Origin of the sequence: Micromonospora sp. NPDC005305 (assembly GCF_040607315.1) — a bacterium.
Classification (GTDB): domain Bacteria; phylum Actinomycetota; class Actinomycetes; order Mycobacteriales; family Micromonosporaceae; genus Micromonospora.
Genome location: NZ_JBEXGL010000003.1, coordinates 108,292 through 129,986 on the forward strand (window position 1 = coordinate 108,292; position 21,695 = coordinate 129,986).

The 21,695-nt window shown below is 69.6% G+C and carries 20 protein-coding genes and 1 pseudogene; 7 read left to right on the plus strand and 14 right to left on the minus strand.

Features of this window, described 5'->3' with window-relative positions; translation table 11 throughout:
• Positions 1-38 precede the first annotated feature (38 nt).
• Together ABZS80_RS06535 and ABZS80_RS06540 are read left to right on the plus strand one after the other, a co-directional pair.
• Positions 39-1,352: a sugar ABC transporter substrate-binding protein gene (locus tag ABZS80_RS06535; protein ID WP_355054771.1), complete on the plus strand. Its 1,314-nt coding sequence runs from the start codon at positions 39-41 to the stop codon at positions 1,350-1,352.
• A 26-nt stretch (positions 1,353-1,378) separates the two neighbouring features.
• Complete coding sequence (locus ABZS80_RS06540) at positions 1,379-2,152, plus strand: SDR family NAD(P)-dependent oxidoreductase (RefSeq protein WP_355054772.1); 774 nt, start codon at positions 1,379-1,381, stop codon at positions 2,150-2,152.
• 57 nt (positions 2,153-2,209) lie between these two features.
• On the opposite strand, the gene ABZS80_RS06545 is transcribed toward ABZS80_RS06540, so the two are convergent.
• From ABZS80_RS06545 to ABZS80_RS06555, 3 genes are read right to left on the minus strand one after another with little or no spacing between them, the layout of a single operon-like run.
• A complete protein-coding gene (locus ABZS80_RS06545; RefSeq protein ID WP_355054773.1) occupies positions 2,210-2,923 on the minus strand; it encodes an alpha/beta hydrolase in 714 nt (237 codons plus the stop codon).
• A 9-nt stretch (positions 2,924-2,932) separates the two neighbouring features.
• Complete coding sequence (locus ABZS80_RS06550) at positions 2,933-3,685, minus strand: SDR family NAD(P)-dependent oxidoreductase (protein ID WP_355054774.1); 753 nt, start codon at positions 3,683-3,685, stop codon at positions 2,933-2,935.
• Positions 3,682-5,070, minus strand: a complete 1,389-nt coding sequence (locus ABZS80_RS06555; protein WP_355054775.1) for an NAD(P)-binding domain-containing protein — start codon at positions 5,068-5,070, stop codon at positions 3,682-3,684. The genes ABZS80_RS06550 and ABZS80_RS06555 overlap by 4 nt, the downstream gene beginning before the upstream one ends.
• A 444-nt stretch (positions 5,071-5,514) precedes the next feature.
• Here ABZS80_RS06555 and ABZS80_RS06560 point away from each other — a divergent pair, with 444 nt between their 5' ends.
• The 3 genes from ABZS80_RS06560 to ABZS80_RS06570 are packed head-to-tail and all read left to right on the plus strand — an operon-like array spanning position 5,515 to position 9,348.
• Positions 5,515-6,678, plus strand: a complete 1,164-nt coding sequence (locus tag ABZS80_RS06560) for an iron-containing alcohol dehydrogenase (protein WP_355054776.1) — start codon at positions 5,515-5,517, stop codon at positions 6,676-6,678.
• 34 nt (positions 6,679-6,712) lie between these two features.
• The gene (locus ABZS80_RS06565) at positions 6,713-7,882 is read left to right on the plus strand and encodes a mandelate racemase/muconate lactonizing enzyme family protein (RefSeq protein WP_355054777.1); all 1,170 of its coding nucleotides are present in this window, start codon (positions 6,713-6,715) and stop codon (positions 7,880-7,882) included.
• A gap of 14 nt (positions 7,883-7,896) precedes the next feature.
• The gene (locus ABZS80_RS06570; protein WP_355054778.1) at positions 7,897-9,348 is read left to right on the plus strand and encodes an aldehyde dehydrogenase family protein; all 1,452 of its coding nucleotides are present in this window, start codon (positions 7,897-7,899) and stop codon (positions 9,346-9,348) included.
• Between the two features lie 370 nt (positions 9,349-9,718).
• On the opposite strand, the gene ABZS80_RS06575 is transcribed toward ABZS80_RS06570, so the two are convergent.
• Genes ABZS80_RS06575 through ABZS80_RS06595 form a run of 5 tightly spaced genes read right to left on the minus strand, consistent with a single transcriptional unit; the run spans position 9,719 to position 13,925 of the window.
• Entirely contained in the window at positions 9,719-10,048 is a 330-nt protein-coding gene (locus ABZS80_RS06575) for a zinc ribbon domain-containing protein (RefSeq protein ID WP_355054779.1), read from the minus strand.
• A 60-nt stretch (positions 10,049-10,108) separates the two neighbouring features.
• Positions 10,109-11,272: a sugar kinase gene (locus tag ABZS80_RS06580; RefSeq protein WP_355054780.1), complete on the minus strand. Its 1,164-nt coding sequence runs from the start codon at positions 11,270-11,272 to the stop codon at positions 10,109-10,111.
• 25 nt (positions 11,273-11,297) lie between these two features.
• Positions 11,298-12,071, minus strand: a complete 774-nt coding sequence (fabG, locus tag ABZS80_RS06585) for a 3-oxoacyl-ACP reductase FabG (protein WP_355054781.1) — start codon at positions 12,069-12,071, stop codon at positions 11,298-11,300.
• Positions 12,072-12,109: 38 nt separating this feature from the next.
• Entirely contained in the window at positions 12,110-12,736 is a 627-nt protein-coding gene (gene eda, locus ABZS80_RS06590; RefSeq protein ID WP_355054782.1) for a bifunctional 4-hydroxy-2-oxoglutarate aldolase/2-dehydro-3-deoxy-phosphogluconate aldolase, read from the minus strand.
• Positions 12,737-12,755: 19 nt separating this feature from the next.
• Positions 12,756-13,925: a mandelate racemase/muconate lactonizing enzyme family protein gene (locus ABZS80_RS06595; protein WP_355054783.1), complete on the minus strand. Its 1,170-nt coding sequence runs from the start codon at positions 13,923-13,925 to the stop codon at positions 12,756-12,758.
• Positions 13,926-14,086: 161 nt separating this feature from the next.
• On the opposite strand from ABZS80_RS06595, the gene ABZS80_RS06600 reads away from it, so the two are divergent.
• Positions 14,087-15,469, plus strand: coding sequence for a hypothetical protein (locus ABZS80_RS06600; protein ID WP_355054784.1), 1,383 nt, complete (start codon positions 14,087-14,089; stop codon positions 15,467-15,469).
• 61 nt (positions 15,470-15,530) lie between these two features.
• Positions 15,531-16,292, plus strand: a complete 762-nt coding sequence (locus ABZS80_RS06605; RefSeq protein WP_355054785.1) for a FadR/GntR family transcriptional regulator — start codon at positions 15,531-15,533, stop codon at positions 16,290-16,292.
• Between the two features lie 53 nt (positions 16,293-16,345).
• Here the strand turns inward: ABZS80_RS06605 and ABZS80_RS06610 are convergent.
• From ABZS80_RS06610 to ABZS80_RS06635, 6 genes and pseudogenes are all read right to left on the minus strand, one after another.
• Positions 16,346-16,988 (minus strand): annotated as a pseudogene (locus tag ABZS80_RS06610) (IS6 family transposase).
• Positions 16,989-17,136: 148 nt separating this feature from the next.
• Positions 17,137-17,745: a hypothetical protein gene (locus ABZS80_RS06615; protein ID WP_355054786.1), complete on the minus strand. Its 609-nt coding sequence runs from the start codon at positions 17,743-17,745 to the stop codon at positions 17,137-17,139.
• A 14-nt stretch (positions 17,746-17,759) separates the two neighbouring features.
• Positions 17,760-18,200 (minus strand): hypothetical protein, encoded by a 441-nt coding sequence (locus tag ABZS80_RS06620; RefSeq protein WP_355054787.1) that lies wholly within the window; start codon positions 18,198-18,200, stop codon positions 17,760-17,762.
• A 394-nt stretch (positions 18,201-18,594) separates the two neighbouring features.
• Positions 18,595-19,458 carry a hypothetical protein gene (locus tag ABZS80_RS06625; protein ID WP_355054788.1) on the minus strand — a complete coding sequence of 288 codons (864 nt, stop codon included), beginning with the start codon at positions 19,456-19,458 and terminating at the stop codon, positions 18,595-18,597.
• Positions 19,455-20,033: an RNA polymerase sigma factor ShbA gene (gene shbA, locus ABZS80_RS06630; protein WP_355054789.1), complete on the minus strand. Its 579-nt coding sequence runs from the start codon at positions 20,031-20,033 to the stop codon at positions 19,455-19,457. Before shbA ends, ABZS80_RS06625 begins: the two co-directional genes overlap by 4 nt.
• A gap of 447 nt (positions 20,034-20,480) precedes the next feature.
• Positions 20,481-21,692 carry a peptidoglycan DD-metalloendopeptidase family protein gene (locus ABZS80_RS06635; RefSeq protein ID WP_355054790.1) on the minus strand — a complete coding sequence of 404 codons (1,212 nt, stop codon included), beginning with the start codon at positions 21,690-21,692 and terminating at the stop codon, positions 20,481-20,483.
• Between the last annotated feature and the right edge of the window lie 3 nt (positions 21,693-21,695).

Consider the following 21,695-nt stretch of genomic DNA (forward strand, 5'->3'; position numbering starts at 1 on the left):
CCCCCGGGCGCGACGCCGAGGAAGAAAGGAGCCCTTCCGTGAGGCTGCCCAGAAAGTTCCGCTTAACGGCCACCGTCACGCTGCTCGTCACCGCCCTGCTCGGCTCCGCGGCCTGCGGCGCCGCTGGCGGGTCGGCCGGCGACGGCTCGGGGACGGTGAACGCCCTGGTCCTGCTGAACCCCGCCGACAAGATCGTCGCGGAGAAGATCCTCCCCGAGTTCCAGAAGAAGTACCCCAAGATCAAGGTCAACTGGGAGATGGTGCCCTACGCGGGCGGCTACACCCAGAAGGCGCAGCTGTCGCTGGCGAACACCAAGGCGCCGTTCGACATCGTGATGTGGTGGGACCAGCTGCTGCCCACCACCCAGCAGTTCCTGGAGCCGCTGGACGGCTACATCAAGGACAGCAAGTTCGACCTGGACGACTTCGACCCGGCGTGGCGGGACGCGGTCACCATCGACGGCAAGACGTACGGCATCCCGTGGATCGCCGACCTCTGGACGTTCTGGTACCGGCAGGACCTGCTCAAGGCGCGCGGCGTCGAGGTGCCGAAGACCCCCGAGGAGCTGCTGAAAGCCTGCCAGGCCCTCACGGACCGGTCCAAGAAGCAGTACGGGTACGTGATGCTCGGCCAGCGGGACCCGCTGCAGGTGATGTCCTGGATGCCGTGGCTGTGGGCCAACGGCGGCGAGGTCTTCGACAAGGACTGGCACCCGCAGCTCGCCTCCGGCGAGGCCGCCCGCGCCGGTGAGTACTGGAAGCAGCTGTCCCAGTGCGCCCCGCCCGGTTCGGAGAACTACCTGCACACCGACGCGATGACTGCGTTCGCCTCGGGCAACGCCGTGATGGGGACAATGGGCATCGGCTGGATAGGCGCCGTGCAGCAGCAGAACCCACAGGTCGCCGCGAAGATCAGCTACGGCGGCCGGATCCCGGGCACCGGCGCGGCGAACCACTCCGCGCACGGGTGGCCGTTCGTCATCTCCAAGCACTCCCGGAACAAGGCCGCGGCCTGGACCTTCATCTCGTACCTGACCAGCGCGGAGTCGTTCAAGACGGTCGCGACCAACCCGACCGGTAGCCACGTCGTGATGGCCCGCAAGACGGTCTACAACGACCCGGCCGTGGCACAGGTGCACCCCTGGGTGACGCAGGTGCGCGAGGTCGTCCCGTACGTGCGGCCCAAGTTCAACCCCGGCCTGGGCAACCCTCGTGGCTGGTCCGAGATCATGGACGAGATCGCGCTGCGCAACTCGCAGATCCTGGCCGGCGAGAAGGCGCCCGGCACCGCCTACCAGGAGGCCGACGCCGCCCTGAAGGACAAGATGAAGACCTTCGGCTACCGCCAGTGAGACCGACCGAGATACAGGAGCGCACTATGCCGGAGAAGGCAGAAGACGAGGGTGGACGGGTAGCGGTCGTGACGGGCGCGGCCGGCGGCATCGGGTCGCACCTCGCCCGGCGCATGTCGGCCGAGGGGTTCTCGGTCGCGCTGCTGGACACCGACGGCGACCGGCTCGCCGCGGTGGCGGACGGGTGCGCAGGCCCGACCCTGCCCCTGGTCGCGGACGTGACCGACCTGGACAGCATGCGCGCCGCCGCCGAACGCATCAAAGAGGCGTTCGGCGGGGTGCAGGTGCTCGTCGTCAACGCCGGGGCCGGCGGGCACGGCGGGCTGCGGGACACCACGGCCGAGTCGTGGAACCAGGCCGTCGCAGTGAACCTCAGCGGCGGCTTCAACACGCTCGCCGCGTTCACGCCGGTGCTGGTCGACTCCGCGGGACACCGGTCGGTGGTGGTGACGTCGTCGGTGCTCGCTCTGCGCGGCGCGGGCAACATGCTCGGCTACAGCGCGGCGAAGACGGGCCTGATCGGGCTGGTCCAGTCCGCGTCCCAGGAGCTGGCCCGGGCCGGCGTGACCGTCAACGCGATCGCGCCCGGCCCGATCCGCACCCCGATGCTGGCCGCCGTGGCCGGCGACACGCTGTCCGAACTGCAGGCGGTGGTGCCGCTGCGCCGGCTCGGCACGCCCGACGACATCGCCAACGTGGTGCTGTTCCTGTCCTCGCCCGGCGCTGGCTTCGTCACCGGGCAGGTGCTCGCCGTTGACGGCGGGCTCAGCACGAGGGCGTACTGGCGCGACGCCGCCTGACAGGGCACCAGTGACGAGACGCCCGGCCGATCCTCAGCGTGGCGGATCGGCCGGGCTTCATCGCGCGAGGGCGAGGTGGTGTATGACGGACACGACGGTGCGGCCGGCGCCGGTCGCGGGCTCGATGAGCGCGCGGTGGTCAGCCGCCACCTCGATCAGCTCGACGCGGTCGCCAGCGGCGCGGACCGCGCGGGCGTAGCGGCGACTGATGTCGACGGGTACGCGGTCGTCCGCCAGCCCGTGAATGAGCACCTGCGGCACGCCCAGCGGGAGCTGACGCGCCGGACAGGCGGCGGCGTACCGCTGCGGTTGCTCCTCCGGCGTACCGCCCAGGAAGTCCCGCACGGCGTGCTCGCCGAGACCCAGCCGTGCACCGGCCGTCAGGTCGCAGATGCCGGCCAGGCTGACGACGGCTTCTGCTCTGGTCGCACGGCTCGCGGCCGCGCGGAGGGCGAGGTGGCCGCCGGCCGAATGGCCGACCAGCACGAGGCGGTCGGCCAGGGTTGCGGCGAAGTCCACGGCCGCGGTGATGTCGGCGAGGGTGGCCCGCCAGTCGTGGTCGGGCTCGCCGGCGCGGTACTCGATGTTCCAGACCGCCAGCCCCGCCTCCCGGATCGCGGCGGCCAGCGGCTCGGTCAGGGCCAGGCTCTTGCCGGCCCGCCAGAAACCGCCGTGGATGAGCACGACGAGCGGCGCCGCCTCGCGAGAGTCCGGCAGCCAGAGCTGGCCGAACTGCCACGGGGCGGCGCCGTAGTGAAGTGTCTCGGGCATGATGTCCGGCTAGGCCGCCGTCAAGCCCCCGTCCATGACGAACGCAGCGCCGTTTACGTAGGCCGCCGCGGGACTGGCGAGGAAGGCGATGCCGGCGGCGATGTCCTCCGCGGTGCCCATCTTCCGCTGCTCCAGCGCCCGAAGGGTGGCGGCGGGGTCGGGGGTCGTCGCCGCCATCTTCTCGACCCACGGCGTGCGCACCGGGCCGGGGCAGATGGCGTTCGCCCGGATGCCGCAGTCGGCGAAGTCCGCGGCGATCGAGCGGGTCAGGCCTACCACGCCCGCCTTGGACGCGCAGTAGACGGCCCGCTCGCGGACGCCCACCACCTCGCCGGAGATGGACCCCACGTTCACGATCACGCCCGCGTTCCGGGCCAGCATCAGGGGCAGGACGATCCGGCAGGCGTGGTACACGGCGGTCAGGTTGACCGCGAGCACCCGGTCCCAGTCCGCCGGATCGGTGTCGATCACCGTGCCCGCCACGCCGATGCCGGCGTTGTTGATGAGCGCGTGCGGCGCGCCGTGCGCATCGCAGACCTGCTCCACCACGGCCGCCATGGCCGTGGCGTCGCAGACGTCCACCGCGTGGGCGCTCGCCTGGCCGCCGGCGGAGCGGATCGCCTCCGCGGTCCGCTCGGCGGCCTCACCGTCGAGGTCCAGCGCCGCGATCCGGTAGCCGTCGCGGCTCAGCCGGAGCGCGGTGGCGTGGCCGATGCCCGAACCGGCGCCGGTCACGATCGCGGTGCCGAGGTCGCCGCTCATCGCACCGACGACTCTTCCGGCACGCCGACCGCGGACCCGGGCCGGGGTTCCACGCAGCGGGCCAGCGCCAGCTCGCGCGGCACGGCGCCGCCCTTCGCCGCCCGCTGCCAGCGCAGCCGGCCCGCCGCGACCTCCCGCTTCAGGTCCTTCTGGTACGGCAGGGCCGGCTCCTCCAGCGCGTGCCGGGGGCTGCCGTGGAACTGGCGGCGGTTCTGCTCCTGCTTGGCGGCATTCGCGTCGCGCATCACCTGCCGCTCCGGCAGCAGGTACCGGCCGCTCTCGATCTCCACGACCCACTTGCTCTGCGCCTCGAACGATTTGAACAGCGGGCCCACGTACTGGATCAGGCCGATGACGTACAGGCCGGGCCAGTCGACCGGCACGACCCGCTTGTAGAGCTGCGCCCACTCGTCGTTGACCGGCAGCACCCGCTCCGAGAGCATCGGCAGGTCGACCGTGTACCCGGTCGCCGCGATGAGGGTGTCGAACTCCTCCGCCGTGCCGTCCTCGAACTCGATCAGCCGGCCGACGATCTTCTTGATCCCCGGCTTCACGGCGACCCGGCGGTACGCGATGTGGTTGATGAGCGTCGCGTGCGACGTGGGGTGCGTGGCGCGGTCCGGCTTCTTGAAGCCCCACCGCTGCATGTCGCCGTGCACCACCCGCGTGATCAGCTTGGTCACCCGCTGGATGACGGCGGGCGGGGCGTGCATCCGCATCAGCTTGGTGGTGATGCGGGTGATCGGCACGCCCAGCACCAGCTTCGGGACGATGACCACGCCCGAGCGGACCGCCATGACCGTGCGCTCCGCCGTGACGCAGACGTCGGCGGCGATGTCGCACGCGCTGTTGCCCGCGCCGACGATGCAGATCCGCTTGTCGACGAAGTCCGCCGGGTCGCGGTAGTAGTGGGAGTGCAGGTACTCGCCGGTGAAGTCCTTGGCGAACTCCGGCGTGCGGGGTTTCGACAGGTGCCCGTTGGCCACGATCGCGATGTCGTACTCGCGGGTGCCCCCCTGGGCGTCGTGGATCCGCCACCGGACTCGGCCGCCGTCCTCGACCACCGGCTCCACGTTCGTCACGAGGGTGTTGAACTGCGTGCGCTCGGTCAGCCCGAAGGTGTCGGCGTAGCTCTGCAGGTACGCTCGCATCTCCGTGTGGTGCGGGAAGGCGCTCGCCGTCGGCGGCAGCGGGAAGTCCTCGAACTGGGTGATGTATTTGTCCGTGTTGATGTGCAGCGTCTTGTACGCCGAGCTCATCCCGCTGTCGTTCTCGTAGAACCACAGGCCGCCGACCGCGCTGCCCGCCTCGTAGAGGGTGACCTCGAAGCCGGCCTTCAGCATGTACTTGGCCGCACAAAGCCCGGCCGGCCCCGCGCCGACCACGGCCACGGTCCTGCCCGGGCGGCCCGCGGCGCCCCCATCTCCTCGACCAGATCCATTCATTGCCGTCATGACGACCGTCACCCAGCTTCCTCGACAGACCGGTGATTCCGTTGCCGCGCAGGCCGTCGCATTGTCGTACGCCTCATCTGGCGATGCGCTTTGCGGTCCGCGCCGTGGCGAGGACGACCTCGGGCCAACTTGTTATAACGTTACGAACTATCGGCAGTCAACCCCTCATCGGTTGGCGTTCCCCGCGGCAAACCCTTACAGAGGGCGGCCGCCCAGTCTCTAGTGGATGGTGGCGGAGCGGCGAGGCATTGACCGGCAAACGTCATAACATTATGATGAATTGCAACGGCATGATCCGCCGCCGGGGCGCCCGGTGCGCCCGCGAGCCGGGCCCTCGTGTCGATCGCAACCCCCACCGGAAGGAAGCGAGTCCCGATGTCCGAACTCCCCGTCGGTCCGCTGTCGTTTCTCCTGCCGACCCGCATCGAGCTCGGCGTGGGCCTGGCGGAACGACTCGGCAAGCTGTCCGCAGAGGCCGGGTACCGCAGCGCCTTCGTCGTCGTCGACCCCGGAGTGCATGCCGCGGGCGCGGCGGACGGCGCGCTGCGCTCGCTCGAGGCCGCCGGCCTGACGCTGACCCTCTGGACCCGGCTCCAGCCCAACCCGACCGACGTGGACGTCGAGGCCGGCGCCGCGGCCCTCGCCGAGGACCGCAAGGACGTCATCATCGGCATCGGCGGCGGCAGCGCGCTCGACACCGCGAAGGGAATCGCCGTGCTGGCGACCAATCCTGGCCGGGTGCGGGACTTCGCCGGCAACGGAAACGTGCCGAACCGGGCGTGGCCGCTGGTCCTCGTGCCCACCACGGCCGGAACCGGCAGCGAGGTGACCGCGAACATCTCCATCACCGACGTGCGCACACACGACAAGCTCGCGCTGCGGGACCCCAACAACTACGCCAAGCTCGCGATCCTCGACCCGGCGCTGCTGCGCGGGCTGCCCGCGCCGGCGGCCGCCGCGGCCGGGATGGACGCGCTGACCCACGCCGTCGAGAGCTACGTGAGCGTGCGGGCCACCGCGCTGACCAAGCTCCTCGCGTACGACGCGACCCGGCGGATCGGCGCCTCGATCGAGGCGTTCGTCGCCGACCGCGGCGACGAGCGGCACGCCACCGAGATGCTGTACGCGAGCTGCCTGGCCGGCATCGCCATCAGCCACACCGGCACCGGCAACGCGCACGCGGTGGCCCGCGCCCTCGGCGGCCGGTACGGGGTCGCACACGGCGTCGGCTGCGGCGTGGCGCTGGAACCGGTCATGCGCTTCAACAGCGAGGCGGTCCGCGACGACTACGCGATCCTCGCCCAGGCGCTCGGCGTGGCCGACCCGTCCGCCGGGTCCGACACCAACGCCGAGCGGGCGATCCGGCGGGTCGGGCAGATCCGCGCGGCCGTCGGACTGCCGGAGCAGCTGGACGTCGACGTCGCCGCCGAGGCGCTGCCCGAGCTCGGCCGGTGGGCGGCCGACTCCTCCGGCCCCAACCCCCGACCCACCAGCCCCGACGAGGCGGCCGAACTGGTCCGCGCCGTCGTGCGCGCCTGATGCCACGCATCCATTCAAGGACGAAGGAGAACCCGTGCGAATCACCGAAGTAGAGGCCATTCCACTGCTGGTGCCGCTCCCGGCCGGCACCAAGGCGCCGATCGCCATCCCGAACGCAGACCGGCTGGCCGGCACGGTGTTCAAGGGCTACCGGGCTTGCCTGGTGCGGGTGCACACCGACGAGGGCGCGGTGGGCATCGGCGAGTGCATGGTGCGGCTGACCCCGGAGGCGACCGGCGCGATCGTCCGGGAACTCGGCGAGGTCGTCGTCGGTCTGGACCCGGTGCACACCGGCGTGGCGTGGGAGCTGATGTTCTCGGTCATGATGAACCGGGGCCACCTCAAGGGCTTCTTCATGGAGGCGCTGAGCGGCATCGACATCGCGCTGTGGGACCTGAAGGGCAAGGCGCTCGACCGTCCGGTGTACGAGCTGCTCGGCGGCGCACAGCGGGACCGGATCTGGTCGTACGCCTCGTCGCTGCGCTTCCGCGGGCTGGAGACCACGGTCCAGGAGGCGAAGGAGTTCGTCGAGGCCGGGTACAACGCGATGAAGCTGAAGATCGGCTCGGACAAGCATCGGCCGGACGCGGACATCGAGCTGGCGACGGCGGTCCGGGAGGCGGTCGGCCCGGAGGTCTTCCTCTCCGCGGACGCCAACTGCGGCTTCGAGCGGCCGGCGGCGATGAAGGTCGCCCGAGCGCTGCAGGAGCTCGACTACGCCTGGTTCGAGGAGCCGATCCCGCCGGACGACCACGCCGGCTACGCCGAGATGGCCAAGGCCCTGGACATGCCGATCGCCGGCGGCGAGACCGAGTTCACCCGGTTCGGGTTCCGGCAGTTGTTCACCGCCGGCGCCCTGGACATCGTGCAGCCCAACATCAGCCGGGCGGGCGGCTTCACCGAGTGCATGCGCACCGCCGCGCTCGCCGAGGCCTTCCACGTGCCGTACGCCCCGCACACCGGCAGCACCACCTCGGTGTGCCACGCCGCGGAGATCCACCTCTCGGCCGCGCTGCCGAACTTCCTCATCTACGAGGACATGCAGGCCGACTGGTCCAAGACCGAGGGGAACCCGCTGCGCGAAGGGCTGCTGAAGGTGCCGGTCGAGGTGCGCAACGGCTCGTACCTCGAGCTGCCCAAGGGCCCGGGCCTCGGCATCGAACTGAACGAGGACGTCGTCGAGCGGTACCGGGTGCACCGGTGAGGGAGGACGCGCAGATGGGTCAGCACCGGGTACCCGTGCCGGAGAGCCGGGCCTACATCGACGGGCAGTGGCGCACGTCGTCCCGCACCGAACCGATCCGGAACCCGGCCGACGGCGCCATCGTCTCCACCGTCCATCAGTCGTCTATTGCGGACGCACAGGCGGCGGTGCGCGCGGCGGACGCCGCGTGGCGGGAGTGGCGGCGCCGCCCGGCGCACGAGCGGTCGCAGATCCTGGACCGGATCGCCCAGGCGATGGCGGATCGGGCCGAGGACATGGCCTGCCAGATGACCGCCGAGACCGGCAAGCCGCTGACCGAGGCGCGCACCGAGGTGGCCCGATCGCTGTCCACGATGCGCATCTCGGCGGAGGAGGCGAAGCGGATCGCCGGCGAGATGGTGCCGATGGACGCCGTCGCGCCGGGCGCCGGCAAGCTCGGCTTCACCCTGCGCGTCCCGGTGGGCGTCGTCGCGGCAGTCACGCCGTTCAACGCCCCGCTCAACACGGTGTGCCACAAGCTCGGCCCGGCGCTCGCCGCGGGCAACACGCTGGTGCTGAAGCCACACCCGCACGGCGCCGGCATCGCGGTGCTCCTGGCCGAAATCGCCGAGCAGGTGGGGCTGCCCGCCGGCGTCTTCAACGTGGTGCACGGTGGCCCGGACGTGGGCCGCGCCCTCACCACCGACCCGGCCGTGAAGTTCGTCAACTTCACCGGCAGCGGCCGGGTCGCCGAGGCCATCCTCGGCGAGATCGGCCTCAAGCGCACCCTGCTGGAGCTCGGCGGCAACGCGCCGACGATCGTGCACCAGGACGCCGACCTGGCGGTGGCGGTGAAGCAGTGCGCGGAGGCGGCGTTCGGACTGAGCGGGCAGAGCTGCATCTCGACCCAGCGCATCTTCGTGCACGAGGACGTCCGCAAGGAGTTCACGGCCAACCTGGTCGAGGCGGCCACCTCCCGCCGGCCGGGCGACCCATGGGATTCCAAGACCGGCGTCGGCCCGCTCATCGACGAGGCGTCCGCGATCCGGATCGAGCAGTGGGTGAGCGAGGCCGTCGACGCCGGCGCCGAGCTGCTCTGCGGGGGCGCCCGCGAGGGCGCCTTCTACGAGCCCACGGTGCTCGCGAACGTGCCACCGGACCAGAAAGTGTGCTGCGAGGAGGTGTTCGGCCCGGTGGTGATCCTGGTGCCGTACACCGAGATCGACGAGGCGATCGCGCAGGCCAACGACACGCCCTGGGGGCTGAAGGCCGGGGTCTTCACCGGCTCCCTGGACGTGGCGCTGAAGGCGGCCCGGGAGCTGGAGTACGGCACCGTCAACGTCAACGGCGCCTCCCGCTCCCGGGTCGACCAGGAGCCCTCCGGCGGGGTCAAGCAGTCCGGCTGGGGGAAGGAAGGCCCGCGCTACGCCATCCTGGAGATGACCGACGAACGGATGATCAGCATCGCCAGCAGCGGCCGCGCGTAGCGCCATCGCCGGAACGGCGGTCTCGGCCACCCGAGGGTCGAGGCCGCCGTTCTCTGTCCATCGTGGTGTGTATACCGCGCGCAGCGCGGCCATGCCGGCTGGGGACAGGGCGAGCGTGGCGTCGAAGGTGATCGCTGACTGGCCCGCGGGGGAGGGCAGCCCGGTGATCGCGTTGAGCAGCGCCGAGACCGGCAGCGGGCAGCGCAGCAGGCTGGGCCGAGCCGCGGGTACCGCGTCCTCGTTGCCGACCAGCCTTCCGGCGAGGTTCGCCGGTCCGGCGAACGGCGAAGGTGACCGGCGTCAGATGACCCGGGCGAGGTCGCTGAACGCCGAAGCGACACGGAGCTTGGGCTGGCTGTCGAGCTCGAGTTCATAGTGTCCGCGGCGGAGGTTCTGGTTGAATGCGTGTGCGGCGATGATCACTTGTCGTCTGGGCTGCCGTGGCTGGAGCGGCCGAATGGTTCAGGGGTTGGGCGTCGGCGAGCGCGGTGAGTGTCTGTTCGATGCGGTGGGGTGTGAAGGCAGAGGCCAGCCAGGTGTCGAGGGGGCCGGTGCGGGCGTCCTCGCGTAGGTACACGTTGCGGGGATGTGGGACCTGGTTGGCGAGGGCGTATTCCTGGGGGAAGCGGCAGCGGTAGTAGGCGTCCCCGTGGTTGTACTGGCCCTGCATGCGTCGGTCGCAGGGGGCGCAGTAGATCATCCCGCGGAAGACAATTGTGAAGGTTCCGCCTCATCGCCGCTCCTGTTCCCCCGTGCCCGCCTATCTGTCCGCAGTAGGCATGGCGCCTACGGCGAGTGTCTCAACCTCGGACAATGATGCCGAGGACGTGTCACCCGGTGTCGTCATGCTCAGGGCTCCATGGGCGGCGCCGAGCTGGGTGGCGGCCTGGATCCCTCGTCCAGCGAGGAGGCCGTAGATGAAGCCGGCCGCGAAGCCGTCGCCACCACCGACGCGATCGAGGATCGGCATGTACGGGAATTCGCGGGAGACGACCACCCCCGACTCCTCGGACCACCCGACTCCTCGCCAGCTGTTGAACGACGTCGAGTGCAGCTCACGAAGCGGCGAGGCGATGATGCGCACGTTGGGGAAGAGCTCCCTGGTCAGGTCGACGAGTCGCTTGAAGCCGGAGGGGTCGAACGACGGCTCGCCGTTGTCTGCTTCCGGGAGCCCGCACGCCTGTCGCAGCTGTTCCTCGCTGCCGAAGAGGACGTCGACCGTCGACAGGATCTCGCGGTGCCGGGACTGGGTGGGTGAGATCGCCGGCAAGGCCCGCCAGAGGCTGCCTCGGTAGTTCAGATCGAACGACACCACCGTGCCGTGGGACTTGGCGACCTGGATGGCCTCCAGTGTCATGTCGGCCGAGTGTGCTGACAGTGTCGTGCAGACGCCGCCGGTGTGGAGCCAGCGCACCCCCGCGTCGGCGAACAGCGTTTGCCACTCGATGTCGCCCCGACGCAGCTGCGACATCGGGCTGTGCGCGCGGTCGGAGATGCCCTTGGTGCGTCGAACGCCGAACCCGCGCTCGGTGAAGTTGAGCGGGTTGCGGCTGGTCCTGCCCGTGCCGTCGTACGGCACCCAGGTGATCCAGCTGGTGTCCACGCCGCCGCTCATCATTAGGGACTCGATCAGGCTACCGACGTCGTTCTGGACCAACGCGGTGGCTGCCGCGGACCGCAGGCCAAACGTGCGGCTGATGGCGTGCGCGACGTTGTACTCGCCGCCCCCGATCCAGGTCGAGAAGGACCTGGCGTCACGGATGCGGGACTCTCCGGGGTCGAGACGAAGCATGACCTCGCCGAGAGCGACCATGTCGAACTGCGTGTCGTCACGGTCCTTGATGGCCAGCGCAGGGGGCGTCGTCACGGTGGGCCTTTCGTTCGAAATCCGGGGGTGGTCCTTGCCGCCACCCTCCCCAACCATGTGTGGAGAAGGTGCGGTCTGCGGCTCAGTGGAAGTGCTGGGCTCCGTTGAGGTTGACGACCTCGCCGGATACGTAGGACGCGGCCTCGGAGGCCAGCCAGCGCACGGCACCGGCGACGTCCTCGGGACGACCGGCTCGTCCGACCGGGATGCCTGAGATCGTGCGCTGCTTGGACTCCGCGGTGGTGAAGGTGTCGTGGAACGGCGTCGCTTCGATGAACCCTGGCGCGACGGCGTTGACGGTGATCCCCTCCGGCCCCAGCTCAGTGGCGAGGGCACGGGTGAACCCTAGGACTCCCGCCTTGGCGGTGGCGTAGGCGAGGGCGCCTGGGTGCCCGCCCGTGTGCGCCGCGAGGGACGACATCGTGATGATGCGTCCGCCGGCGTGGCGCGGCAGGTGGGGGAGTGCGTGGTGGCTGAACAGGAACATGCTGTCCAGGTTCACCGCGAGGATCCGGCGCCAGGTGGCGAGGTCGAGCTGCCGGAGCGTCGCGCGGGTCACCAGTCCGCCGACGTTGTTGACCAGGATGTCGAGGCCGCCCATTTCGTCGACCACGGCTCCCACCGCCGCCTCCACGTCGGCCTCGGACGCCGCGTCCACCTGGACGGCCACCGGTGATCGGCCGGCGCCTTGCTCCAGCTCGGAGAGCAGGTCGTCGTCCGGCACGTGGGTGCGGTAGGTGACGGCGACCCGAGCGCCCGCGTCGGCAAGGGCCCTCGCGATCGAGGCGCCGATCCCGACACCTCCGCCGGTGACCAGCGCGCGACGTCCGGTGAGGTCCTGCGGTCCGTCGGCCATGCTTCCTCCTGCTGATGCGTCCGGGTTGCTGCGCCGGCTCAGACCGCGCGTGCCGCGCGTACCGCGGCCGCGCAGAGACCGGCGACCTCGGTCATGTCCCTGTCCGGCTGCGTGGCTGGGGCGACCATCCAGGAACCCCCGACCGCCGGCACGGAGGGCAGCCGCAAGTAGTCGGCCAGGTTCTCCGACGAGACCCCACCGGTGGGGATGAAGTCGACTCCCTGGAAGGGTGCGGACAGCGCCGCGATCGTGTCCGGGCCGCCATACTGGGCTGCCGGGAAGAACTTCACGGTCGAGAGCCCCAGCGCCTGGGCGGCCATCACCTCGGAGGCGGTGACGCAGCCGGGCACGACAGCCACACCCCGGTCCTGCGCCCGCGTGACGACATCGGCGCGCACTCCTGGGCACACGATGAACGAGGCGCCGGCGTCGACGGCAAGGTCGACCTGCTCCGGCGTGAGGACAGTGCCGGCGCCGACAGCCACGTCGCCGCGACCGGCCATCGCACGGATGGACTCGACGGCCGCAGGTGTGCGGAGCGTGACCTCCGCGACGGGGAGGCCGCCCGCGACGAGAGCGTCGGCGAGGTCGTCGGCTCGAGCGGAGTCGTGCAGGACGACGACCGGGATCAGCCGGTACGTCGTTATGTCGGACAGTGTGGTCATCGGCATGCTCCTCGTGGTCCTAGGCGACCCGGTAGCGGTCGACGACGTCGAGGTCGACCTCGACGCCCAGGCCTGGGCCGGCAGGGACGTCGACGTATCCGTCTGCGAACGTCAGCGGCTGGACCAGCAGGTCGTCGCGGAGCGGGTTGGGGGTCCTGTCGAACTCGATGACCGGCTCGTTCTGCAGCGGAATCGGTACGTAGGCGAACGGCGTCAGGGGGAGCGTGCTGCAGCCGTGCAGCGCCGCGCTGAGTGCGATGCCCGACCCCCAGACGTGGGGCACGGTCCGCAGGTTGTGGGCAGAGGCGAGTGTCGCGATCCGCTGCAGCTCGCTGAGTCCGCCGCACACCCCGATGTCGGGCTGCACGATGTCGACGCAGCCGGCCTCGATGAAGTCGCGGAACCCGTACCTGGTGAACTCCGCCTCGCCACCCGCGATCGGCACGTCGAGAGCGGTCCGCAGGCGGGCGTACCCCTCCCGGTCCTCCGGCGGCACCGGCTCCTCGAACATGAGGAAGCCGGCGTCCTCGAGGACCCGTCCCATCGCGAGCGCGGTGCTCGAGTTGTAGGCGTGGTTGGCGTCGGCCAGCAGCCCGAAGTCGTCACCGAGGGTCTCCCGGACCGTGCGGATCCGGCGCGCGTCGTCGCGGACGGGCAGCAGGCCGATCTTCATCTTGAGCATCCCGAACCCATCCGCCGCGTAGCCGGCGGCCAGCTCGGCTAGGCGTCCGAGGTCGCGCTCGGCGTCGAACTCCGGGTGCGTGTAGTAGCCGCCGGTCCCGTAGGCCTTCACTCGCTCGCGGAACCGTCCACCCATGAGGGTGGAGACCGGCGCCCCGAGCGACTGGCCCAGGAGGTCCCACAGTGCCACGTCGATGGCGCTGATCGCCTCGATGTACGTGCCCTTCTGCCCGAAGTCGCGGGTTCGGGCGTATAACGCGTCCCAGACCACCGAGGGCCCGGCCGTGGGCATCGACAGCAGCAGCGGGGCCAGGACGTCGTCGATCGCCGACCGGACGGGCTCGGGTGGTCCGTACTGCCCGCCCTCGCCCCACCCGACGAGCCCGTCCGACGAGGTGAGGCGGACGAGCAGGCTGTTCCGCTCGGGGAACTCCGCCTGCGAGGAGTAGAAGCGGTCGGCACCCAACGGCGCCTTCAGCACGAATGTGTCAACGCGGCCGATCTTCACGGACATCCCCCAGTCACGGCGCCGGACCGTTCGTCGCGGCTGTGCGCTGGAAGGTTAGCAGGTGATCTGAGGACTCTCCTAGACGTTCATTGCTTGACGCAGCGTGAAACCTAGTCTTAGTGTCCTGGTCATCTGAGGACTCATACCGAAAGCAGGTGCCGGTGAACACCACGTGGCTGATCATCGACTTCATCCTGGTCTTCATGGCGATCGCGCTCCTGATCGTGCGGCTCAAGCTGAACCCGGCTCTGGCGCTGCTCCTGGGCACGATCGTGCTGGGCCTGACCACCGGCGTCTCGTTCCAGGACGTGGTCGACGGCCTCAACGAGGGCTTCGGCGCGCTAATGGCCGAGGTCGGACTGCTGATCAGCCTCGGTGTCATCATGGGCTTCCTGATGTCGTCGTACGGCGCCGTGCAGCGGATCGTCGAGGGCATTCTGCGCTTGTTCGGGCGTAAGGGGTCACCGTTCGCCTTCAGCCTCACGTTGTCGAGCATCACCCCGGCCATCTACTTCGACGTGCTGCTCGTGCTGGTGGCGCCAATCGCCCGACGGGTCGCTCGCCGGTCCGGTCGCCCGGTGGCCTCCCTGGCCGGACCGGTGGCAATGGGGCTTGCCGCGGGCAACGCGCTGGTGATCCCGGGCTCGGCGATGCTCGCCTACCTGGGCGTCATCTCGCTCTCGCCCAGCGACATGCTGCTGCCCGGCTTCGCGGTGGCCATCTCGGCCGTGGCGGTGACGACCTTCCTGTACCTCGTCGTGATCGAGAAGCTCGGCTGGTGGAACGTCACCCTCGACGAGGAGACCGAGGGTGCCGCCATCGGACCCAACAACGGCGCGAACGCGGCGACCGGATCGGGCGGCGGCTCGGGCACCGCTACCGCCGTCGCCACGACGACCCTGCCGAGTCTGCTGACTGCACTCGCGCCCATCGTCAGTGTGCTCGTCCTGATCCTGGCCGGCATCCTGCTGCCCAAGGTGGGTGTGGACTGGGCCGTTCTCGGCTTCCTGGGCAGCCCGGTGATTGCGCTGCTCGTCGGTGTCCTGGTCGCGCTCGGCATCACGGTTACGCGCAACGGTCTCGCAGCCCAGGAGGACGTGGTGAACCACGCGTTCGAGACGGTCGGCACGATCCTCGTCGTGACCGCCGTCGCGGGCTCGCTGGGCGTGATCATCGCCGAGACCGGTATGCAGGACGTGCTCGCGAACCTCTTCGAGGCGAACCGATCGTTGCCGCTTCTGGTGGTGTGGTTCATCGCCGCAGTCATGCGCATGGCCATCGGTGGTCAGACGGTCTCCGGCATCACGGCGATCGGCATCCTCGCACCGCTCGTCGGGGACCTAAATCTCTCCCCGGTGCTCGTCGTGCTGGCCGCCGGTGCCGGCGGTTGCTTCGGAGGCCAGTTCAGCGACAATGCGTTCTGGATGCTGCGGAGCCTGTTCGGGCTCTCGACGCGCGGAACGTTGAAGACCTACACCCTGGCCCAGTCGATGCTGTCCGTCGTCGCCCTCGTCCTGGTCCTGGTCGCCGACGTCTTCGTCTGACGGGCAACCAGGGCGCGACATCGACTCGATACGATCACGGAGTGAGAGGACGGTGGGGAGCTTGAGCGACACCGAGCGCCTCGTTGTGCGGAGCAAGCTCTCCGACACAGTCGCCGCCAAGTTGGAGTCCCTCATCGTCGCGGGCCAGCTTGAGGTCGGTGCCAAGCTGCCGAACGAGAAGGACCTGGCGCAGCAGTTCGGTGTCGGCCGGAGCTCGATGCGTGAGGCGGTGCGTACCCTGGAGGCTGCTGGCTTCCTGCGCAGCAGCCACGGGGTCGGCGTGTTCGTGGTGAGCAACAGCCCGCGCAGGATGGGACCGGTCGACCAGTCGCTGATGGGTGGGTTCACGATGAGCGACCTGTTCGAGACCCGCATGGCCATCGAGGCCAAGGCTGCCGAGCTGGCCGCGCAGCGTCTGACCGACCACCACAGCGAGGTACTCCACTCGATCATCGCGGCAGCGTCGGCGCCCGGGATTACCGAGCATGACTTCGTCGCCCTGGACGCTCGGCTTCACCGGCAGGTCGCGGAGGCCAGCGGCAACCCACTCCTTCTGTACATGTGGGAGTCCATCTCCCCGCAGTTCGCGGAGTACTCGCACAAGGTCATCGGGTTGCCCTCCCGACTCGAGCGCGCTCACGCCGATCACTGCGGCATCGTCGACGCGATCACGGCCCGGGACCCCGAGTTGGCTGCCCGCCAAGCTCACGAGCACGTCGCTGCCGTTCAACGAGAACTGCAGTCATTGACATCGATCGAGCGCTGGCGTCCGGAGCCCCGCCCGACGCCAGTTTCTTCGACGGGGGCTGGCGAGGGCCGATGAGGTGCCATTGCATTATCTGATGGGAGACGTGGTACGCCCGGGTCGGGTCCGCGTCAGTTGACCCGGGCGAGGTTGCTGAACGCCGAAGCGATTCGGAGCTTGGGCTGGCTGTCGAGCCCGAGATCGTAGTGTCCGCGGCGGAGGTTCTGGATGAGTGCATGTCCGGCGATGATCACTTGTGCGGTCTGGTTGGTCCGGAGCCCGCGCATGGGTCGTAGTCGGTGTTTGAGCTGACTGTGGTCGGCCTCGATCGGATTGTTGGCGTGCTGCTCGGCGTGGTGCCAGGCCGAGGGGATCAGGTCGTGGAGCACGGCGGGGTAGTCCGGGGTGGCGTCGGTGACGACTTCGCTGGGCGTCACCTTCAGCGCCCGCAGCGCCCGTTGGAAGAACCGGCGGGCCGTCGCGGCATCACGGGCGGGCCGAGACGAGCACGTCGATGACCTGCCCGTGTTGGTCGATCGCGCGGTAGACGTAGCGCCACACGCCGTTGACCTTCACGTTGGTCTCGTCGACGAACCACCGATCGCCGGGGGAGTGGCGGGCGAACCGGGCGGCGTCGGCCAGCAGCGGGGTGAACCGTTGCACCCACCGGAACACGGTGACGTGGTCGACCTCGACGCCGCGCTCAGCCAGGAGTTCGTCCACGTCCTGGTAGGAGAGGTTGTATCGCAGGTACCAGCGGACCGCGACGACCATCACCTCCGCGGGGAATCGGAACCCGGTGAACGCCGACTTCGGCGGCGACCAGGGACGACGAGGACTCGACCGCTTCACCCGTCAAGCCTGCCTCGGTCCCTGGACATGGACACGGGCAACGCAACAGACCCGACGAACGCGGTTGGCTTCATGTGACGACATCCGGGGCGTACTTCTGCAGATCAGCCAGTCCCTGCCGGTAGATATTCGCGCTGACTCCCGCCCGCTCGGCGGCTCCGACGATGTCCCACAGGCGAGCCGAAGCCTCAACGACGCCATCTCGCACGTCAGCCCGCGGGTCTATCGCCCGGGCTGCACCCAAGGAATCTGTGAGTCCGCCGACGATCCACGCATCCTTGAGCGATGGCTGGCGGTTCCTCATCTCGTCTATCGCGTAAAAATCATGTAGGCGGTCGACCGCCTTGACGTAGCTCCGGAACGCTTCATGGAAACGCCCGTTGCTATAGGCGCGCGCCGCATCCTGCGCTGGAGTCTCAGGTGAATACAGCGGAATACCGCCGACGGTAAATGCAAGCGGGCCGTGTGACTGCGAGCCCGCCACCGGTTCTCGCTGGCGAGCCTTCCTCGCGTTAACCAACATCCAGAGGCCGGCCAGCACAAACGTGATCACCCAAGGGAGCCAGGGATTGTCCTTGATGACCTGAGGAAGCTGGTTCGATGCGGCGTTCGTGGCAACTGGCAGTAGCACACTTCCGAGGACGACTGCCAAAACTTTCAGTACCCAACGCCCACTCATGACGACGCCTGAACTCAGCCAATGAGGTCGGAAATTGCTACGTAGGCCTGACGCACGGACCCCAGATCCTTTGGGCCGAAAGCGAAGACGAGGTCTCCCCGCCTACTCACGATCGTGACTACGGGATAGGTCCCGGTCGCACCCCCTATTGCCCCGACCATGCTTCTGGCGTTCCTTCGCTCCAAGTCCCCCAGGAAACCCGGTTTCACCGCGTAACCCTCTTTGACCTCCATGATGTCATGCCGTTCGAAACGGTCGACGATCACGCTGAGCTTCCCGTACCAGGACTGTTTGAGCCAACCAACCACTACGGCAACGGGAGTCACATACATGACGGCAGTAAGCCATTTGCCTTGATCGCCGCCATTGAGCCCGGAACTGGACCCACGAAACTGCTGATGGGGAGAGTCGGCGGCGCCAAGGTGGCTCTCCATTGCACCAACGATGTCTACCATCGGCACGCCTTTCCAGGCTGGATTCCGGAACGAGGCGCCAGTCGCCCTGGGCGCTGATAAATCGAGTGTCGACCGAAGGCAAGAATAGTGGAGGTGTGGTTGCCGGCGGGATAACAGCAGTGTCGGATAACACATAGACAGGGGCTGGGTCTTCTGCTACAGCCGAATTCCGGCCCGCAGCAGAACTCGGATGCTCGTTCGCGGGGTTCGACTGCGGACGAGCGCGATCGGGCCTCGTTCAGGGAGCATCTGCAGCGGCGGTACTGCGGCGACCGGTATCCGAGCATGCAGGCGTGGGAGGCGGCCCAGGACGAGGGCTTCCTTGAGGAGCGAGCCCGGAGCCTCTCGGTTATCCGACCCCCGGGGGTGCCCATCGCGGATGCCAGGGAGCCGGTCAGCCGAGCAGATCTCCGGTGGGCCGCGGCAGCAGTACAGGTGGGGCCGGCGCCGGCGGCAGGGGAGGCTCGGGCGCCGGCGGCAAGGGACTGGAGCGCGAGTTGAATGACGGGGGAGGTGCGCCCGGACGCGGCGCCGACGGGGTCGTTGCCGGCGCCCGGATGCCGGTTGCGTGGGGGCTACTGGCGGTCGAGGCGACCGGCGACGGCGTCGGGATCCTCGCGCACGCGGGCAAGGTGGGGCAAGCGGCCTGAGCGGTCAGGTCGTCCAGGACGGCGTCGATGTCGGCGCGCAGCCGGGCGGTCTCGGCCGCGTCGGTTATCCGGGTCAGATGTTGCTGGGCCTGATCGATCAAATGGCGGGCCTCCTCGAACCGTCGCGCCTCGACGGCGGCGCGGGCGCGGGCAATGTTGCGCTCGGTATCGCGAACGTCCGCTCGCTCGGGGTGCATGACCTTGGTCAGCGGCCAGAGCGGACTGTTCGGCTCGGCGTTGCGACTGCCGACCCCCAGCGCAGTCACCAGCACGACGGCTGCGGCCACGGCGGCGGCCAGCCGCAGGGCCCGCCGCGTGAACGGTCGCGGCGGGGCCGAGGCGAGGCAGCGCTCGGAGGTTGTATCGGCCCCAACACGGTCGACCGGATAGCGGACGTCAGTCCGGCCGTACAGGCCATGGGCGCCCGTCGCGTCGGCGTTCTCCTCGTCGCCGGTGAGGTCGGCGCGCCAGGCGGCCAGCATCGCGGTCAGGTCGTCGACGTCGGCCACCCATGCGCCGCCGCCTCCGAGCATGTCGAGGAGTAGGTCGTCGTGGGCGATGGTGGTGAGGTCCGGCTCCTCGCCACCGTCGGGCCAGTGCTCACTCATGCCGCCACCCCGTCGAGTCCGTCGCGGGCAAGGGCACGGAGTCGGGCGAGGGCTCGGGACTGGGCCACGCGTACGGCCGGTGCCGACATGCCGAGGATCGTGCCGACCTCCTCAGCGGTGAGACCGACCGCCACCCGCAGCGTGATGATCTCCCGTTGCACGTGGGGGAGGCGGTGCAGCAACACAATGATTCGACGGACCAGATCCGTCGCAACGGCCTGTTCCTCCGGCCCCGGTGCGGCGTCCGGTCGCTCCAGCAGGGTGCCGGTGATGGCGACGGCGGAGTCCCGCACCGCCGCTCGTTGGGCGTCGGCGACCTTGTACGCGGCGACAGCGAAGACGAACGCCGAGAACGGTTTTCCCTGCTCCCGGTAGCGGGGAAGGGCCTTCAGTACCGCCAGGCACACCTCTTGCGCGACGTCGTCGGCCGTGGTGTGCGCCCCGCCGATGCGGCCCAGCCGGGCCCGGCAGTAGCGGACGAGCCGTGGCCGCAGGTCGGCGAGCAGGGCAGCCGCCGCGGCCCGGTCGCCCGCGGCGGCCCGGCGGACGAGCTCTGGCTCGGTCGCTGTGGTCATCGGATATGAGACACCTTTGTTACCGGCCGGTTAACCACACGCTATCGAGACGCGTGCCACTTTGCCTAGCCCACGTCGCGTCGCCAAATGGGAAACCCAAAGAAGATCGTTGCGTCATGCGGCCGCGACGTGAGGTAGCAGTCAGGTGAGTGACGGCCGGTGGCAGTCGAAGTCGCTGCAGGGGCTGCCTAAGTCCCTCGGTGGCCAACCAATCTGGTCGACGACAGCCCTGCCCTGCCGCCTGATGAGATCCCCGTGCTGCTGGGTCCGTCGGCACCAGCAAATCGGTGTTCCTGAATACGAGTGGCCTTTGCGCTCGTCGGAACGGCCGAGCGCGTCAGGACTGCGCATCGGCTCGACAGGCGCCGCGGCCAGATCCGTGACGGTCTCATCGATGGCCCTGGCCACGGCCGACCACCTCCCGTCCTGCCCGAAGAGTGGTGCGGCCTAGATCCAAGGTAGAGGGTCTACTGGACGGCCGCCCAGACGTACCTCGAAGTGCAGGTGAGGGCCCGTCGAGGCGCCGGTCGATCCGACCAGTCCGATGACCTGACCGGCGCGGACGCGCTGACCGGGCGACACCATCAGTCTGGACTGATGGCCGTAGCACGTGGACAGCCGCTGCCCGTCAGCCCTGCCGTGATCAATACAGGTGTAGTTGCCATAGCCGCCGTACCAGCCGGCGCGCGATACACGGCCGTCAGCGGCCGCGAGGATCGGGGTACCAATCGGGGCCGCGAGATCCACACCCGCGTGCAACTGCCACACGTGGTAGTACGGGTCGAAACGGGTGCCGTACCTGCTGGTGAGCCGACCCGACAGTGGACGCCCGAGCCGGCCCCCACCGACCGTCGCGACGGTGCGGGCCGGTGCCGCCACGACGGGAACCGTGCGCACGCGACGGCTGATCTCCTGCCGAAGCCGCGCCTCCTCCGTCCGGCGGCGCACGAGTTCGGCCTGGCCGGAGGTGATCGCGCCGGACAGCGCGACAGCGCGACCGGTGGGAGTGTCCACCACCTCCGCGGAGTCCACCACGGCGAAGGGCGACGCATCCGCACCCCCGCCGGCGGTCAAGGACGTCAGCAGCTGCAGCACCGGGTCCGGCCCGCGCTGCACACTGGCGAGGTCATCGCGGGTCCGAGCGAGAATGTTCTCCAAGTACTGGATCCGGTGCTCCACGTCGCTGAGCGCGGCGACCTGGCGCGCCTGCGGGGTGACGGCGGCGTCCACCGGCGGCTGCGGATACAGGTCGGCAACGGGGTCGCCAGCGATGAGCGCAGGAGCCGATCCGGGGCTCACCATCGGCCCGTCGGCGCTGGGCGGGGCCGAGACGCCCACCCGCGGTAGCTTGCCGGCGGTCGGCGGAACAGCCGCGGGTGGCGCAGTCGGCCGGGTCGACGCAGTAGCCGACGGGACGCGCGGCGGCTTCACCGTCGGCGGCTTGATAGGCGGCAGCGTCACCTTCGGCGGCTTGACCGGTGGCAGCGACACGGTCAGCGACGGGCTCGGCAGGGCCGGCAAGGTCGGCAGCGGCCCCTGCGCCGATGAGCTTTGCGTCCCGGCGGTCGCCGCCCCGGCATCCAGGCAGAAGGAGGTCACCATCAGCGTCGCCCCGGCGACGGCCGCCAGCGTCGCTTGCCTCCACCACCGTTCGCCCATGAC